Origin of the sequence: Aeromicrobium sp. SORGH_AS_0981, assembly GCF_031453195.1 — a bacterium.
Classification (GTDB): Bacteria; Actinomycetota; Actinomycetes; order Propionibacteriales; family Nocardioidaceae; genus Aeromicrobium.
Genome location: NZ_JAVIZD010000001.1, coordinates 2,694,283 through 2,710,665 on the forward strand (window position 1 = coordinate 2,694,283; position 16,383 = coordinate 2,710,665).

At 72.2% G+C, this 16,383-nt stretch carries 11 protein-coding genes and 2 pseudogenes; 7 read left to right on the top strand and 6 right to left on the bottom strand.

The window, feature by feature from the left end; all coding sequences use genetic code 11:
- Window position 1 precedes the first annotated feature (1 nt).
- Window positions 2–271 (bottom strand): hypothetical protein, encoded by a 270-nt coding sequence (locus QE370_RS13520; RefSeq protein ID WP_253027412.1) that lies wholly within the window; start codon window positions 269–271, stop codon window positions 2–4.
- Between the two features lie 121 nt (window positions 272–392).
- Between QE370_RS13520 and mshC the strand changes: the two genes are divergently transcribed.
- The gene (mshC, locus tag QE370_RS13525; RefSeq protein ID WP_309634654.1) at window positions 393–1,607 is read left to right on the top strand and encodes a cysteine--1-D-myo-inosityl 2-amino-2-deoxy-alpha-D-glucopyranoside ligase; all 1,215 of its coding nucleotides are present in this window, start codon (window positions 393–395) and stop codon (window positions 1,605–1,607) included.
- 31 nt (window positions 1,608–1,638) lie between these two features.
- On the opposite strand, the gene QE370_RS13530 is transcribed toward mshC, so the two are convergent.
- The 4 genes from QE370_RS13530 to QE370_RS13545 all read right to left on the bottom strand — a co-directional run bounded on the left by QE370_RS13530 (window position 1,639) and on the right by QE370_RS13545 (window position 8,442).
- A complete protein-coding gene (locus tag QE370_RS13530; protein ID WP_309634655.1) occupies window positions 1,639–2,340 on the bottom strand; it encodes a DUF2786 domain-containing protein in 702 nt (233 codons plus the stop codon).
- Window positions 2,337–3,182: a PAC2 family protein gene (locus tag QE370_RS13535; protein ID WP_308207064.1), complete on the bottom strand. Its 846-nt coding sequence runs from the start codon at window positions 3,180–3,182 to the stop codon at window positions 2,337–2,339. The genes QE370_RS13530 and QE370_RS13535 overlap by 4 nt, the downstream gene beginning before the upstream one ends.
- A 39-nt stretch (window positions 3,183–3,221) precedes the next feature.
- Window positions 3,222–6,890, bottom strand: coding sequence for a methionine synthase (gene metH / locus QE370_RS13540; RefSeq protein WP_396127835.1), 3,669 nt, complete (start codon window positions 6,888–6,890; stop codon window positions 3,222–3,224).
- Between the two features lie 259 nt (window positions 6,891–7,149).
- Window positions 7,150–8,442, bottom strand: a complete 1,293-nt coding sequence (locus QE370_RS13545) for an MFS transporter (protein WP_309634657.1) — start codon at window positions 8,440–8,442, stop codon at window positions 7,150–7,152.
- A 74-nt stretch (window positions 8,443–8,516) separates the two neighbouring features.
- Here QE370_RS13545 and QE370_RS13550 point away from each other — a divergent pair, with 74 nt between their 5' ends.
- The 5 genes and pseudogenes from QE370_RS13550 to QE370_RS13570 all read left to right on the top strand — a co-directional run bounded on the left by QE370_RS13550 (window position 8,517) and on the right by QE370_RS13570 (window position 13,451).
- Window positions 8,517–9,164, top strand: a complete 648-nt coding sequence (locus tag QE370_RS13550; protein ID WP_309634658.1) for an HAD family phosphatase — start codon at window positions 8,517–8,519, stop codon at window positions 9,162–9,164.
- Between the two features lie 37 nt (window positions 9,165–9,201).
- Window positions 9,202–10,155, top strand: a complete 954-nt coding sequence (locus tag QE370_RS13555; RefSeq protein ID WP_309634659.1) for a site-2 protease family protein — start codon at window positions 9,202–9,204, stop codon at window positions 10,153–10,155.
- Window positions 10,152–11,040: pseudogene (locus QE370_RS13560) on the top strand (tRNA (adenine-N1)-methyltransferase). Before QE370_RS13555 ends, QE370_RS13560 begins: the two are co-directional and overlap by 4 nt.
- Window positions 11,041–11,203: 163 nt before the next feature.
- Window positions 11,204–12,927: pseudogene (gene arc, locus QE370_RS13565) on the top strand (proteasome ATPase).
- A 95-nt stretch (window positions 12,928–13,022) separates the two neighbouring features.
- Window positions 13,023–13,451: a GNAT family N-acetyltransferase gene (locus QE370_RS13570; RefSeq protein ID WP_253025358.1), complete on the top strand. Its 429-nt coding sequence runs from the start codon at window positions 13,023–13,025 to the stop codon at window positions 13,449–13,451.
- A 51-nt stretch (window positions 13,452–13,502) separates the two neighbouring features.
- Here the strand turns inward: QE370_RS13570 and QE370_RS13575 are convergent, their stop codons facing one another.
- Window positions 13,503–14,678 (bottom strand): glycosyltransferase family 1 protein, encoded by a 1,176-nt coding sequence (locus tag QE370_RS13575; RefSeq protein WP_309634660.1) that lies wholly within the window; start codon window positions 14,676–14,678, stop codon window positions 13,503–13,505.
- 140 nt (window positions 14,679–14,818) lie between these two features.
- Between QE370_RS13575 and dop the strand changes: the two genes are divergently transcribed.
- Window positions 14,819–16,321, top strand: a complete 1,503-nt coding sequence (gene dop, locus QE370_RS13580; protein ID WP_309634661.1) for a depupylase/deamidase Dop — start codon at window positions 14,819–14,821, stop codon at window positions 16,319–16,321.
- Window positions 16,322–16,383: the final 62 nt, after the last annotated feature.

Below are 16,383 nucleotides of genomic sequence, written 5' to 3' on the forward strand. Positions count from 1 at the left end.
GTCAGCGGCGCGCCGGGTCGGCGCCCGGCAGGTCGTCGTCGCTCGTGGTCACGCGCACCGTGCCGTTGAAGCGCCACAGCGCGCGGGGGGCGTCGGGTCCGGTGTCCCGCGGCACCTCGACGTCGAGGTCGCGCAGCTCGTAGTTGACGGCGGCGCCACGTCCGGTGAGGTACTCCCACATCTCGCGACCGAGGTCGGTCCAGTCGGTCACCGGCTGCGGTCCGGCAGCCTGTCCGCTCAGGTCGCGGTCGTGCTGGGGGGTGGTGGTCATGTCGGATCCTCCTGTCAGGGGTGCCTCCAGCGTGACCAGCGCCCGAGGGTGCGGCAACTCGAACGGGACGGCCGTCGACTCGCCGCGCGACCCCTCGCGACCGGCGGATACGCTCGGACCCATGCGCGCCTGGACGGGACCCGAGGTCCCCACGATCGAGCTTCCCGGGGTCGACGTCCCGCCGCTGCGGATCCACGACACCCGCACGTCGGGACTCGTCGAGTCAGCCCCCGAGCAGGTGGCGCGGCTCTACGTCTGCGGCATCACGCCCTACGACGCGACGCACCTCGGGCACGCCTCCACCTACCTCACCTTCGACCTGCTGCAGCGTCAGTGGCTCGCGCGCGGACTCGACGTCTCCTACACCCAGAACGTCACCGACGTCGACGACCCGCTGCTCGAGCGCGCCACGGCGACGGGCGTCGACTGGCAGGAGCTCGCCGAGCGCGAGACCGAGCTGTTCCGCACCGACATGTCCGCCCTGCGCGTCCTGGCACCCCAGCACTACGTGGGTGCGGTGGAGTCGATCGACCTCGTCACCGCCCTGGTGGGGCGTCTGGGCGACGCCGTCTACCGGGTCGACGACGACCTCTACTTCGACGTGCACGCCGACGCCGCCTTCGGCTCGGTGTCGGGGCTGGACGACGACACGATGCGCCGCGTGTTCGGCGAGCGCGGCGGCGACCCCGACCGGCCCGGCAAGCGGCACCCGCTCGACTGCCTGGTCTGGCAGGCACCCCGCGAGGGCGAGCCCTCCTGGGAGTCGCCGCTCGGTCCCGGCCGTCCCGGCTGGCACGTGGAGTGCGCGGCGATCGCGCTCGAGCACCTCGGCACCGACTTCGACGTGCAGGGCGGCGGCTCCGACCTCGCGTTCCCGCACCACGAGATGTCCGCGTCGGAGGCGCGCGTCGCCACCGGCGAGGAGTTCGCCCGCGCCTTCGTGCACGCCGGCATGGTCGGCTTCGAGGGCGAGAAGATGTCGAAGAGCAAGGGCAACCTCGTCCTCGTGTCGCGGCTGCGCGACTCCGGGACCGACCCGATGGCCATCCGGCTCGCCCTGCTCGCCCACCACTACCGCAGCGACTGGGAGTGGTTCGACGCCGATCTGTCGGCCGCCGAGGAGCGTCTCGCGCGCTGGCGCACCGCCGTCGGGCGGCCGGCGACGGCGCCGGCCGACGACGTCGTGCGCGACGTGCTGGCGGCCCTCTCCGACGACCTCGACGCGCCGCGCGCCCTCGCGGCCGTCGACGCCTGGGCTGCGGCCGACGGGTCCGACGGGGACGCCCCGGCCAGCGTGCGGGCCGCGCTCGACCTCCTGCTCGGCGTGCTGCTCTGACTCGACCCGCCCTGGATCCCCCCGCGGTGCGTCAGGGCTGCAGCGACGTGCCGCGCCCCAGGTCGGCGCGCTCGCCGCTGGCGTAGCCGTCGGCGAGCCCGCCACCGCTGAGCCGGCGCCGCGGCGCGCGCCGCAGGTCGCCGTACCGGGCGTGCATGGCCGACTCGACCTCCGCGCTGCGGTCGGCCAGGACGAGCTCGACCGACGGCTTGTCCTCCGAGCGCTCCGCCTGGGCCTCGGCGCGGGCCTCGTCCTCGACGCTGCGCAGCCTGACGTAGACCGCCTGCGCGAAGCCCTGCCACCACGAGCGCCGGAACGCCGCCGTGTGCTCGCCGGGCGGCACGACGACCCGCGCGAGCTCGTGCGCGGCCTGCAGCAGCAGGCTCGTCACGAGGATCTCGGTGCCCCGCACGTCGGCCTCGAAGCCGAACACGTGCACCGTGGTCGTGCGCTCGCCACCGACGAGCACCGACTGGCAGCGCAGCGCGTGGGCGACGTGCACCGCGAGCGTCGCCTTGTCGCGCAGGTAGGGCGCGTCGAGCCGCAGGTAGGCGTCGACGACCCCGCTGGTGCGGTGCCCCTCGGCGGCGAGCAGCGCGGCGTCGATGCCGTAGCGCGCCATCAGCGCCTCGGCCTTGTCGCGGCACGCCTGCGCCTCGGCAGGGGTCGCTCCCGGGTCGTCGGCGAGCACGAGCAGCTGCCGGACCCGACGCAGGGTCGCGTCGTCGCTCACGGACCGCCGTCGACGTTGCGCCGGCGGAGGTAGCGCTCGAACTCGCGCGCGATCGCGTCGCCGCTGGCCTCGGGCAGCTCGTCGGTCGTGTGCTCCTCCTCGAGCTCCGACACGTACTCGGCGATCTCCGGGTCCTGCGCCATGAGGTCGTCGGCGCCGTGCTGCCAGGCCTGGGCCATCTCCTCGAGCGCGCCCTGGGGGAGCGGCACGCCGACAGCGTCCTCGAGCGAGCCGAGGAGGGCCAGCGTGGCCTTCGGGCACGGCGGCTCAGCCACGTAGTGCGGGACGGCGGCCCACAACGAGATCGCCGGCAGTCCGTCGGCCGACGCGACCTCGCCGAGCACCGCGTTGATGCCGACGGGTCCGACGTAGCTGGAGGGCCGCAGCGAGAGCCGCTCGGCCAGGGTCGGGTCGCTCGTGGAGCCGCTGACCGGCACGGGGCGGGTGTGCGGGGTGTCCGCGAGGAGCGCGCCGAGCGTGACCACCTCGGTCACCCCGGCGAGCCGCGCGAGCCCCAGCACCGTGGAGCAGAAGTGCTTCCAGCGGAAGTTCGGCTCGGGCGCCTTGAACAGCAGCACGTCGCGCTCGGACGAGCGCGGGCGCGCGTGCCACAGGGTCGGCGTGGGCCAGTGCAGCACCCGCGCACCGTCCTCGTCGGGGTGCACGATGGGTCGGGTCACCTGGAAGTCGTAGTAGTCCTCCGGGTCGAGCTCGGCGAGGACCTGCGCGTCCCACTCCTCGACGAGGTGGTCGACGACCGACGACGCAGCGTCGCCGGCGTCGTTCCAGCCCTCGAACGCGGCCACCATCCAGGGGTCGTTCAACGGGGGGATCGACTGCACGTCCACCAGCCTACGGGGGAGGGTGTGCAGTGCTGCTCCCTACTCGTCGTCAGGGCGGTACCCGAGGTTGGGGGAGAGCCAGCGCTCCGCCTCGGCGACGCTCCAGCCCTTCCGCTCGGCGTAGTCGGCGACCTGGTCGCGGCCGAGGCGGCCGACGACCATGTACTGCGACTTCGGGTGCGAGAAGTACCAACCGCTCACGGACGCGCCGGGCCACATCGCCATGCTCTCGGTGAGCTCGATGCCGGTGTGCTTCTCGACGTCGAGCAGCTCCCACAGCGTCTGCTTCTCGGTGTGCTCCGGGCACGCCGGGTAGCCGGGTGCCGGGCGGATGCCGACGTACTTCTCGGCGATGAGCTGCTCGTTGTCGAGCGACTCCTCCGGCTGGTAGCCCCAGATCTCGCGCCGGACGCGCTCGTGGAGCCGCTCGGCGAACGCCTCCGCGAGCCGGTCGGCGAGTGCCTCGAGCAGGATGGCGCTGTAGTCGTCGAGCTGCTCCTTGAACTCGGCGATGCGGTCGGCGCCGCCGAGGCCCGCGGTGACCGCGAACGCGCCCACGTGGTCGGGCAGCCCGGTCTCGAGCGGCGCGACGAAGTCGGCGAGGCTCTTGTGGGCGACGCCCTTGCGGTGCTCGGTCTGCTGGCGCAGGTGGTGCAGGACGGCCACGGACTCCTCGCGCGCCTCGTCGGCGAAGACGACGGTGTCGTCGCCGCGCCCGTTGGCGGGGAAGATGCCGACCACGCCCCGCGCCGTGAGCCAGCGCTCGGCGACGATGCGGTCGAGCATCTCCTGGGCGTCGGCGTACAGCTTGGAGGCCGCCTCGCCCGTGGCGGGGTTGTGCAGGATGTCGGGGAAGCGTCCCTTCATCTCCCAGGCGTTGAAGAACGGCTGCCAGTCGATGTACTGGCGCAGCTCGTCGAGGGGGTAGTCCTCCAGCACGTGCGGGACGCCCACCTCCCACTGCGGCTGCGGCGGGGCGTAGCCGTCCCAGTCGATCGGGGTCGCGTCGGCACGGGCCTCCTCGATGGGCAGCAGCTTGCGCGTGTCCTGCCGGGCGGCGTGCCGCTCGCGCAGCCCGTCGTAGTCGTCCTTGAGCGCCTCGAGGAACTGCGGCTTCTGCGCGTCGGACAGCAGCGACGCGACGACGGGGACCGAGCGCGACGCGTCCTTCACCCACACCACGGGACCGTGGTAGCGCTCGTCGACCTTCACGGCCGTGTGCGCCCGCGACGTCGTCGCACCACCGATGAGGAGCGGGACGTCGAAGCCCTGGCGCTCCATCTCGCCGGCGACGGTCACCATCTCGTCGAGCGAGGGCGTGATCAGGCCCGACAGGCCGATCACGTCGGCGCCGTGCTCCTTCGCCGCGTCGAGGATCTTCTGCGGCGGGACCATGACACCGAGGTCGATCACGTCGTAGTTGTTGCACTGCAGCACCACGCCGACGATGTTCTTGCCGATGTCGTGCACGTCGCCCTTGACCGTGGCCATGATGACGGTGCCGTTGCTGCGGCCCTTGTCGGACTCGTCCTTCGTGGCCTCGATGTACGGGATGAGGTAGGCGACGGCCTTCTTCATCACGCGTGCCGACTTCACGACCTGGGGGAGGAACATCTTGCCCGCGCCGAAGAGGTCGCCGACGACGTTCATGCCGTCCATCAGCGGCCCCTCGATGACCTCGATGGGCTTGCCGCCGCGCTGCTCGATGAGCGAGCGCAGCTCCTCCGTGTCGTCCTCGACGTGGGCGTCGATGCCCTTGACCAGCGCGTGCGTGATGCGCTCGCCGATCGGGAGGGAGCGCCACTCCTCGCTCGCGGCCTCGGCCTTCTCACCGGTGCCCGCGAACTCGGTCGCGATGTCGAGCAGCCGCTCCGTGGCGTCGGGGCGGCGGTTGAGGACCACGTCCTCGATGCGCTCGCGGAGCCGCTCGTCGACCTGGTCGTAGACCACGAGCGCGCCGGCGTTGACGATGCCCATGTCCATGCCCGCGCGGATGGCGTGGAACAGGAACACGGCGTGGATCGCCTCGCGCACCGGGTTGTTGCCGCGGAAGGAGAACGAGACGTTCGAGACGCCGCCCGAGACGAGCGCGTGCGGCAGGTTCTGCTTGATCCAGCGCGTGCCCTCGATGAAGTCGATGCCGTACTCGGCGTGCTCCTCGATGCCCGTGGCGACCGCGAACACGTTCGGGTCGAAGATGATGTCCTCGGCCGGGAAGCCGACCTCGTCGACGAGGATCCGGTAGGCGCGCTCGCAGATCTCCTTGCGCCGCTCCAAGGTGTCGGCCTGGCCGTCCTCGTCGAAGGCCATGACGACGACGGCGGCGCCGTACTTGCGGCACAGCCGCGCGTGCTCGACGAACGGCTCCTCGCCCTCCTTGAGGGAGATCGAGTTGACGATCGACTTGCCCTGCAGCACGCGCAGACCGGCCTCGATCACCTCCCACTTGGAGGAGTCGACCATGACCGGGACGCGGCAGATGTCGGGCTCGGCCGCGACGAGCTTGAGGAAGCGGTCCATCGCGGCGACGCCGTCGATCATGCCCTCGTCCATGTTGACGTCGATGACCTGCGCGCCGTTCTCGACCTGCTGGAGGGCCACGGCGAGGGCGGTGTCGTAGTCGCCGTCGCGGATGAGGTTGCGGAAGCGGGCCGAGCCGGTGATGTTGGTGCGCTCGCCGACGTTCACGAAGAGCGAGTCGGCGTCGACGACGAGCGGCTCCAGGCCCGAGAGGCGCAACGCCGGCTGGACGGTGGCGGGCACCCGCGGGGGGAGGCCCTCGACGACCTGGGCGATGTGCGCGATGTGGTCCGGGGTCGTGCCGCAGCAGCCGCCGACGAGGTTGTAGAGCCCCGCCTCGGCGAACTCGCGCAGCACCGCCGCCGTCTGGTCGGGCGCCTCGTCGTACTCGCCGAACGCGTTGGGCAGACCGGCGTTCGGGTAGCAGGACACGAAGCAGTCGGCCAGGCGCGACAGCTCCGCGACGTACGGACGCATCTCCTCGGCGCCGAGGGCGCAGTTCAGGCCCACGAGCAGCGGCTTCGCGTGGCGCACGGAGTACCAGAAGGCCTCCGTGGTCTGGCCCGAGAGCGTGCGCCCGGACGCGTCGGTGATGGTGCCGGAGATGACGATCGGCCAGCGCCGCCCGTACTCCTCGAACACCGTCTCGACGGCGAAGATCGCGGCGCGCGCGTTGAGCGTGTCGAAGATGGTCTCGATGAAGACGAGGTCGGCACCGCCGTCGAGGAGCGCCCGCGTGGCCTCGGCGTACGCGTCGACGAGCTCGGTGTAGGAGACGTTGCGCGCGCCCGGGTCGTTGACGTCGGGGGAGATCGAGGCGGTGCGGGTGGTCGGGCCGAGCGCGCCGGCGACGTAGCGCGGCCGGTCGGGGGTCCGGGCGGTCACCGCGTCGGCCTCGCGGCGCGCGAGGGCGGCCGCCTCGTAGTTCAGCTCGTAGGCCAGCTCGACCATGTCGTAGTCGCGCAGGGAGACCGCGTTCGCGTTGAACGTGTTGGTCTCGATGACGTCGGCGCCGGCCTCGAGGTACTCGCGGTGGATGCCCGCGATGATGTCGGGCTGGGTGAGAGTCAGCAGGTCGTTGTTGCCGACCACGTCGCTCGGCCAGTCCTTGAAGCGCTCGCCGCGGTAGCCGGCCTCGTCGGGCCGGTCGCGCTGGATCGCGGTGCCCATGGCGCCGTCGAGCACCATGATGCGCTCCGAGAGTCGGGCCGTCAGGTCCTCGGTGGCGTCGGGACGCCACGCCTGGGGTCGGGTCACACGCTGCTCCACTGTCGCCTCAGTCCTCCACGATCGACACGAACGGACGGCGTCCTCCGGCCTGGTGCACGGAGCGGTGACGTCCTGGTGATGGTGGGAACCCCCAGCCGGCGGCGGGCTCGCGTGGACCTTCGCGGAGATTCGTGCACCATCATCCCACGAGAACGCAAGGTGACGCGGGAGGTCACGCTCACAGGGGGTGCGCGGCCTCGTCGGCCGGCATCCGTGCCCAGACGACGGCGACGACCGCGGCGACCACCGGGACCACCGCGGCGACGAGGAACACCTCGCGGACACCGACCAGCTCGCCTGCCGGGCCGGCGAGGGCGACGGACGCCGGCACGAGCAGCAGCGAGACGAAGAAGTCGAGGCTCGACGCTCGGCCGAGCAGGTCCGGCGGCACCCGGCGCTGCAGCAGCGTGCCCCAGATCACCATCGGCGCGGAGAGCAGGACGCCGACGACGAACAGGGCCGCGGCGATGGCCGGCACCGACGACGTGAAGCCGACGACCACGAACGGCACGCAGCCGAGGCCCCACATGAGCACCATGACGGTGAGGTAGCGCCGCGGCATCCTCAGCATGCTCATGCCGAGCGACGCGAGCGCGCTGCCCGCGCCGTACGCGGCCAGGATCCACGCGTGGCCCGTCGCGTCGCCTCCGCCGTCCTTCACCACGAACGGGATGAGCACGTCCATCGGACCGACGACGAGCAGGAGCATGAGGCAGGCGAACAGCAGCGTCGCGAGGAACCAGGGTGTCCTGACCATGTAGCGCACCCCGCCGCGCAGGTCGGCGACGGCGCCGCGGAGGGGGTGGTCGCCGAGCGCCGCGGCATCGCGCCGCAGCGGCACCGGGTGCAGGAGCAGCAGGGTGAGCAGGCAGCCCAGCTGGCAGACCGCGACGAGCAGCAGCGCCCAGGCCGGGGAGGCCAGCGCCACGACGAGGCTGCCGAGGGCCGGCCCGCCGGCGTGCTGGAGCGTCGGTCGCAGGAAGCCCTCGATGCCGTTGGCGGCGAGGAGGTCGTCGGCCTCGACGACCGACGGCAGCAGTGCGCTGTAGGCCGGGAAGTAGAAGCCGACCGCCATGCCGAGCACGGCGCCACCGACCGTCAGGTGCCAGACCTCCAGCCCGCCGGCGAGTGCCAGCGCCGCGACCACGGCTAGGACGACCATGCGGGTGGTCGCCGTGGCCATGAGGATGCGCCGCTGGGGCACCCGGTCTGCGGCGACGCCCCCGACGAGCACCGTGACGACCATGCCGAGGGCGTAGCCCGTGACGGCCAGCGAGAGCGCTCCGGGACCACCGCCGAGCGCGATGACCTGCCACACGACTGCGATGACCCAGACGCCCTCGCCGAGCAGCTCGAACGCCGCCGCGCCGATCAGCGGACGGTACTGGCGGTGGCGGAACGGGCGCAGCGGTCCGCGGGCCCACCCCCGGACCGGCAGCGCGCCGCCGGAACGGGGCGTGAGCTCGGTCATGTCGGTCCCAACCTAGGCGTCGGCTCCGACAGGCCGTGTCCGAGGGCCGGGGTCGGATCTCCTAGGCTCGTGCGGTGACCACACCCGCCGCCGTCCTCTGGGACCTCGACGGCACCATCGTCGACACCGAGCCCCTCTGGATGGCCGCCGAGACCGCGCTCGCCGCGCAGCACGGCGCGACCTGGACCGAGGAGGACGGGCTCGGTCTCGTCGGCAACGACCTCATGGAGTCCGCGCGCATCATCGAGGCCCGGGTCGGCTCGGGGCTCACGCCGGAGCAGATCGTCGCCCACCTGGTCGACGAGATCGCCGTCGCGATGCGCCGCGACCTGCCGTGGCGCCCGGGCGCACGGGAGCTGGTGCACGCGCTGGCCGACGCCGGCGTGCCCCAGGCGCTGGTCACGATGTCGTACCGCGAGATCGCGCAGCCCGTGGTCGACCTCCTGCCGTTCGACGCCGTGGTCACGGGCGACAGCGTCACCCACGGCAAGCCCCACCCCGAGCCCTACCTCGCCGCCGCGCGCGCACTCGGGGTCGACGCCGCCTCCTGCCTCGCCATCGAGGACTCCGCCACCGGAGCAGCCTCGGCCGACGCCGCCGGCTGCGTCGTGCTGGCCGTGCCGCACATGGTGAGCGTGCCCGACGGACCTCGTCGGAGGCTGCGCACCACCTTGGCCGGCCTCGACCCCGCCGGTGTCGCCGCCCTGTGGTCGGGCGCCTGAGCACGCCGACGCGGCCCGCACCGCTAGGTTGGGAGGCGTGAGCGTCCCGTCGAACCCGCCGCCGCGTGGCACGATCCGCTTCGGCCGGCTGGGCGGCGCCGACCTGGTCGCCCGACCGTCGCTCCTGGTGATGGGCGTCGTCCTCGTGGTGCTGTTCGCGCCGCGCTTCCAGGCGGAGGCCCGGACGAGCGCGTACCTCCTGGCCGCGAGCTTCGTCCTCGCCCTCTACGTGTCGGTGCTCGTGCACGAGCTCGCGCACCTGGGCGTCGCCCGCGCCTTCGGCATGCGCGTCCCGTCGGTCACGTTGCACCTGCTCGGCGGCGAGACGGCCATCGAGGGGGAGAGCCGCACGCCCTGGCAGGAGCTGCTGACGTCGGTCGTGGGTCCCCTGGCCTCGCTCGGGATCGGGCTGCTCGCGCACGCCCTCGCCGACGGCAGCGACGGCGTCGCGCGCGACCTGTGGTGGTCGATCGGATGGGTCAACCTGCTCGTGGCGGCCTTCAACATGCTGCCCGGCCTCCCGCTCGACGGGGGCAGGGTGCTGCGTGCCCTCGTCTGGATGGCCACCCGGTCCGAGCGGCTCGGCGTCGTCGTGACCGCGTGGATCGGACGGGTCGCGGCCGTCGGCATCAGCGCGTTCGTGCTCTGGCGCGCCGCGCAGGGCGAGACCTGGAGCGCCCGCTGGTGGCTCGACGTCGTGCTCGTCGCGTTCGTCGCCTCGTTCCTCTGGGTCGGTGCCACCGGCGCCCTGCGCGGCGCCGACCGCGGCACCCGCATGAACGGCCTGCGCGCCGACGAGCTCGGCCGTCCGCTCACCGACGACGTCTCGCCCCACTGGCCCCGCCTCAGCGTCCGGACGCAGGGCACCGCCCTGCTGCGCGCGATGACCGCACGCCCGGCCGAGGTGTACCTGCTCGTCGACGACGAGGAGCGGCCGGTGGGCGTCCTCCTGGCGTCGGACGTCGACGCCGCCTACCGAAGGGAATCATGACCACCTGGATGCGCAGCGGACCGTTCGTCGAGGGCGAGTGGGTCCGACTCTCCGACGCCAAGGGGTCGCAAGCACAACATCCGGCTCGAGGCCGGGCGGGAGTTCTCGACGAAGAAGGGCCAGCTCCGCCACGACGACATCATCGGCGAGCCCGAGGGCATCATCGTGACCTCCACGCTCGAGGGTCGGTACCAGGTGTTCCGGCCGCTGCTGTCGGAGTACGTGGTCTCGATGCCGCGCGGCGCGGCGATCATCTACCCGAAGGACGCCGCGCACATCGTCACGATGGCCGACATCTACCCCGGCGCGCGCGTCGTGGAGGCCGGTGCGGGCTCGGGCAGCCTGACCGCCTACCTGCTCCGCGCGGTCGGCCCGGACGGCCACCTGGGGTCCTACGAGATCCGCGAGGAGTTCGCCGAGACGGCGCGCAGGAACGTGGAGCAGCTCGTCGGCACGGACCACCCGGAGTGGACGCTCACCGTGGGGGACGTGCGCGAGGTCATGGCGGAGCCGGAGATCGACCGGCTCGTCCTCGACATGGTCGACCCGTGGTCGTGCGTCCCGCTCGCGGCCGAGCGGCTCGTGCCCGGCGGCATCGTCTGCGCCTACGTCGCCACGACGACCCAGCTGTCGCGCTTCGTCGAGACGCTGCGCGCCGACGGCGGCTTCACCGAGCCGCACGCGTGGGAGACCATGCAGCGCTCGTGGCACCTCGAGGGCCTCGCCGTGCGTCCCGACCACAAGATGGTGGGCCACACGGCGTTCCTCGTCACCGCGCGGCGCATGGCACCGGGCCACCCGGCCCTGGAGAAGACCCGACGCCCCGCACCGGGCGCCTACGGCCCCGACTACACCGGGCCGCGGCCGGCCGGCACCGAGCTCTGACCCCGCCCGGCGGGGGTTCCGGGCCGTGGGCGGAGGACGGCCCGGCGGGGGTTCCGGGCCGTGGGTGGAGAGGAGCCCCGCAACACGATCGTCATCCGACGCGCGCTGAGACGACCTTTCGTGCAACCTGATCTCCGTTAGGGTCGAACTCGACGAGCAGGAGGTGGCGATCGTGAACGAGAACCCCCGTGGCGCCGACCACGAGCTGGCATATCTGCGCGCCGAGGTCGAGCACCTCAGGCGACGCCTGGGCTCGGAGGGGTCACTCGACTCCCGGCTCTCCGACCTCGAGGCGCGCCTGGCCTCCACGACGTCGCAGAACGAGCGGCTGAGCTCCACGCTGCGCGACGCGCGCGACCAGATCGTCGCCCTCAAGGAGGAGGTCGACCGTCTGGCGCAGCCGCCGACGGGCTTCGGCACGTTCCTGCAGCGCAACGACGACGACACGGTCGACGTGTTCACCGGCGGCCGCAAGCTGCGGGTCACCGTCAGCCCGGCGGTCGACCGCGACGAGCTGCGCCGCGGCCAGGAGGTCATCCTCAACGAGGCGATGAACGTCGTGGCCGCGCTGGAGTTCGAGACCACCGGCGAGGTGGTGATGCTCAAGGAGGTCCTGGCCGACGGCGAGCGTGCCCTCGTGCTGGGCAACACCGACGACGAGAAGGTCGTGAAGCTGGCCGACTCCCTCGTCGGGCTGAAGCTGCGTGCCGGCGACTCGCTGCTGCTCGACAGCCGCGCCGGCTGGGTCTACGAGCGCATCCCGAAGAGCGAGGTCGAGGAGCTCGTCCTGGAGGAGGTGCCCGACGTCGACTACGAGTCGATCGGTGGCCTGCGCGGACAGATCGACTCCATCAGGGACGCCGTCGAGCTGCCCTACCTGCACCCCGACGTGTTCGTCGAGCACGAGCTCAAGCCGCCGAAGGGCGTGCTGCTCTACGGCCCGCCCGGCTGCGGCAAGACGATGATCGCCAAGGCGGTCGCGGCGAGCCTGGCCAAGAAGGTCTCCGAGCGCACCGGCGAGGAGGGTCGCTCGTACTTCCTCAACATCAAGGGTCCCGAGCTGCTCAACAAGTACGTCGGCGAGACCGAGCGGCACATCCGGCTCGTGTTCCAGCGGGCGCGCGAGAAGGCCAGCGAGGGCACGCCGGTCATCGTGTTCTTCGACGAGATGGACTCACTGTTCCGCACCCGCGGGTCGGGCGTCTCCTCCGACGTGGAGAACACGATCGTGCCGCAGCTCCTGAGCGAGATCGACGGTGTCGAGGGTCTCGAGAACGTCCTCGTCATCGGTGCCTCCAACCGTGAGGACATGATCGACCCGGCCATCCTGCGTCCCGGTCGCCTCGACGTGAAGATCAAGATCGAGCGCCCCGACGCGGAGTCGGCGCGCGACATCTTCAGCAAGTACCTGACGCCGACGCTGCCGCTGCACCCCGACGACCTCGCCGAGTGGGGCGGCGACCGCGTCGCGACGACGCAGGGCATGATCCAGCGCACCGTCGAGGCGATGTACACCGAGTCCGAGGACAACCAGTTCCTCGAGGTCACGTACGCCAACGGCGACAAGGAGGTCCTGTACTTCAAGGACTTCAACTCCGGCGCGATGATCCAGAACATCGTCGACCGCGCCAAGAAGATGGCGATCAAGGACCTCCTGGAGACCGGGCAGAAGGGTCTGCGCGGGTCCAGCACATGCTGCAGGCGTGCCTCGACGAGTTCAAGGAGAACGAGGACCTCCCGAACACGACCAACCCGGACGACTGGGCGCGCATCTCGGGCAAGAAGGGTGAGCGGATCGTCTTCATCCGCACGCTCATCACCGGCAAGGGCGGCAACGAGCCCGGACGGTCGATCGACACGGTCGCGAACACGGGGCAGTACCTCTGAGCGGCGACCTCACCGCGAGCGCGTCGAGTGCGGCCGTCCCCTCGGGGCGGCCGCACCTGCGCGTCGCGCGCTACGACGACCCCGAGGTGGTCGCCATGACCGCGGAGGTGCAGGCCGAGTACGGCCGTCGCTACGGGGGAGAGGGTGACGTCTCGCCGATCGATGCGGAGCAGTTCGTGCCGCCGGCCGGTCTGTTCCTCGTGCTCGAGGTCGACGGCCGGGCTGCGGCGATGGGCGGCTGGCGTCGCGGTGGGCCGCAGGGTGCGTCCGACGCCGAGATCAAGCGGATGTTCGTCCGCGAGACGCACCGTCGGCGCGGTCTCGCGCGGATCGTGCTCGCGGAGCTCGAGCGCACCGCCGCGGAGGCCGGTGTCCGGCGCCTCGTGCTCGAGACGGGCGACCAGCAGCCCGAGGCCATCGCCCTCTACACCTCCAGCGGCTACGCCGACGAGCCTGCGTTCGGGTTCTACGCCGGCTACGACGACAGCGTCCACCTCGCGAAGAGCATCGCCGGGGAGGAGTGAGCGGGAGTCGACTGCCCCTCACCGGTGACCCTGCCGCGGCGACCTCGCCGCTCAGCCCTTGACCATGCGGCGCGTGGTCCAGTGCAGGAGGCCGATGTCCTGGGGGCCGACGCCCGCATGGCGCTCGATGGCCGTGGCGTAGTGGCCGACGAGCTGGGAGCACACGGCCTGCCAGCCGCGTCCGTCGACGGCCCGACGGGCGGCGCGGCCGAACGCCGCGCGCTTGGACTCGTCGCCGGTCAGGTCGCGCACGAAGCCGGCCATCGCGGCCAGGTCGCCCGCGGGGTACAGCCAGCCCGTGCGGCTGTGGTCGACGAGGTCGACGGGCCCGCCCACCCCGGCCGCCACGACGGGCACGCCGCTCGCGAGCCCCTCCTGGACGACCTGGCAGAACGTCTCCGTCTCGCTCGTGCTCACCAGGACGTCGAGGCTCGCCATGGCGGTCGCGAGCTCGGTGCCGTGCAGCATGCCGGTGAAGTGGGCACCGGGCAGCAGCCGCTCGAGCCGCGCCCGCTCCGGTCCGTCGCCCACGACGACGAGGCGGGTGCCCGGCACGCCGCCGAGGGCCGCGAGGTCCTGCACCTGCTTCTCCGGCGCGAGCCGGCCGACGTACCCGACGAGCCGCTCGCCGTCCGGCGCCACGGCGCGACGCCACGCGTCGTCACGGCGGGCGGGGGAGAAGCGCTCCGTGTCGACACCGCGGCGCCACAGGACCAGGCGCTCGACGCCCTGTGCCTGGAGCGTGTCCAGGGTGGCCGTGGAGGGGACGAGGTTGAGGTCGGCGCGGCCGTGCACGTCGCGCACCCGCTTCCACAGCAGGTTCTCGACGCCGCGGATGCCGTAGCGGCCCGCGTACGTGGGCACGTCGGTCTGGTAGACGGCCACCACCGGGATGTCGAGGGCGTTGGCCGCCAGTGCGGCGCGCCAGCCCAGCGCGAACGGCGACGCCAGGTGCACGACGTCGGGGTCGAAGTCGCGCAGGATGGCGGTGACGGGGGAGACCCGACCGGTCGCGACCCTGACGTCGGGGTAGCCGGGGAACGCCCAGGCGGGCAGGGTCACGACGCGTGCGCCGGCGACCTCCTGGGGCACCTCCGTCGCCGCGTCCGGCACGACGACCAGCACTTCGTCGCCTCGCGACGCGAGGTGGTCGAGGACCCTCAGCACCGAGTGCACGACACCGTTGGTCTGGGGGAGGAAGGACTCTGCGACGATCACGATCCTCATGCGTCGAGCGTCGTGGCCGCCGACGTCCGTCGGGCCACGCCCAGGTGACCTCGGGGCGAAGTCGGCGTGACGCTCCGGCACCCGTCCCGTCAGGACGCGGGCGGCCGACGTCGCGAGGACGACACCCCTACGCTGGGCCCATGACGGTGCGTCGGGTCCAGGGCAGCGAGGTCGAGTACGGGATCGCGGTGCAGGGGCAGCCCAGCGCGAACCCCATGGTCGCGTCGACGCACGTGGTGAACAGCTACGCCGCCGCGCACGGCCTGACGCGCCGAGCCCGGTGGGACTTCGAGGAGGAGAGCCCGCTGCGCGACGCACGCGGCTTCGACCTCAGCCGCGACCGCGCCGACCCGACGCAGCTCACCGACGAGGACCTCGGGCTCGCCAACATCATCCTCACGAACGGTGCCCGGCTCTACGTCGACCACGCGCACCCCGAGTACTCCTCCCCGGAGGTCACTTCGCCCCGCGACGTCGTCGTCTGGGAGAAGGCCGGCGAGCACGTCATGCGTCGTGGTGCCGAGCTCGCCGCGCAGGTGCCGGGCGCGGGCTCGATCGTGCTCTACAAGAACAACATCGACAACAAGGGTGCGTCGTACGGGTCGCACGAGAACTACCTCGTCGACCGAGCCGTCCCCTTCGACGCGATCGTCGCGCAGCTGACGCCGTTCTTCGTCTCCCGCCCCGTCGTCTGCGGCGCGGGCCGGGTCGGGCAGGAGCAGGACGGCAGCGTCCACGCCTTCCAGCTCTCGCAGCGCGCCGACTACATGGAGGTCGGCGTCGGGCTCGAGACCACGCTGAAGCGGCCGATCGTCAACACCCGCGACGAGCCGCACGCCGACCCGAAGAAGTACCGACGGCTGCACGTCATCGTCGGCGACGCCAACCTCGCCGAGACGTCCATCTACCTCAAGCACGGCACCACGTCGCTCGTGCTGGCCATGCTCGAGGCCGGGTTCCTGTCGCCCGCGCCGGCCCTCGCGCAGCCTGTCGTCGCCCTGCACGCCATCTCGCACGACCCGACGCTCACCGCGCTCGTCGAGCTGCAGGACGGCAGCACCGTGACGGGGCTGGACCTGCAGTGGCACTACCTCGAGCAGGCGCGCGCCTTCGTCGCACGCGAGGGGTCCGACCAGCAGACCGACGACGTCCTCGCCCGGTGGGAGAGCGTGCTGACCCGCCTCGGCCGCGACCCGATGGAGTGCGTGCGCGAGCTCGACTGGGTCGCGAAGCTGTCGCTGCTCGAGTCCTACCGCGACCGCGACGGGCTCGACTGGGACCACGCGAAGCTGCACCTCGTCGACCTGCAGTACCACGACGTGCGACCCGAGCGCGGGATCTACCACCGCCTCGTCCACTCCGGCCGCATCGAGCGGATCGTCGACGACGCGGAGGTGCTCCGCGCCATCGACGAGCCCCCGCACGACACGCGCGCCTACTTCCGCGGCCGCTGCCTCAGCACGTTCGCCTCCGAGGTCGCCGCCGCCTCCTGGGACTCCGTCATCCTCGACCTGCCCGGCTACGAGTCCCTGCAGCGCATCCCCACGATGGAGCCGCTGCGCGGGACCGCCGAGCACGTCGGCGCCCTGTTCGAGGACAGCGCCGACGCCACTGCCTTCTTCCGTACCATCACGGGGCGCTGACCTCTCTCCTCGTCGGGGCGGTGGTGCGCCGCCTGCGGTCGTCGTGAGCTTTCCGCTGCGCT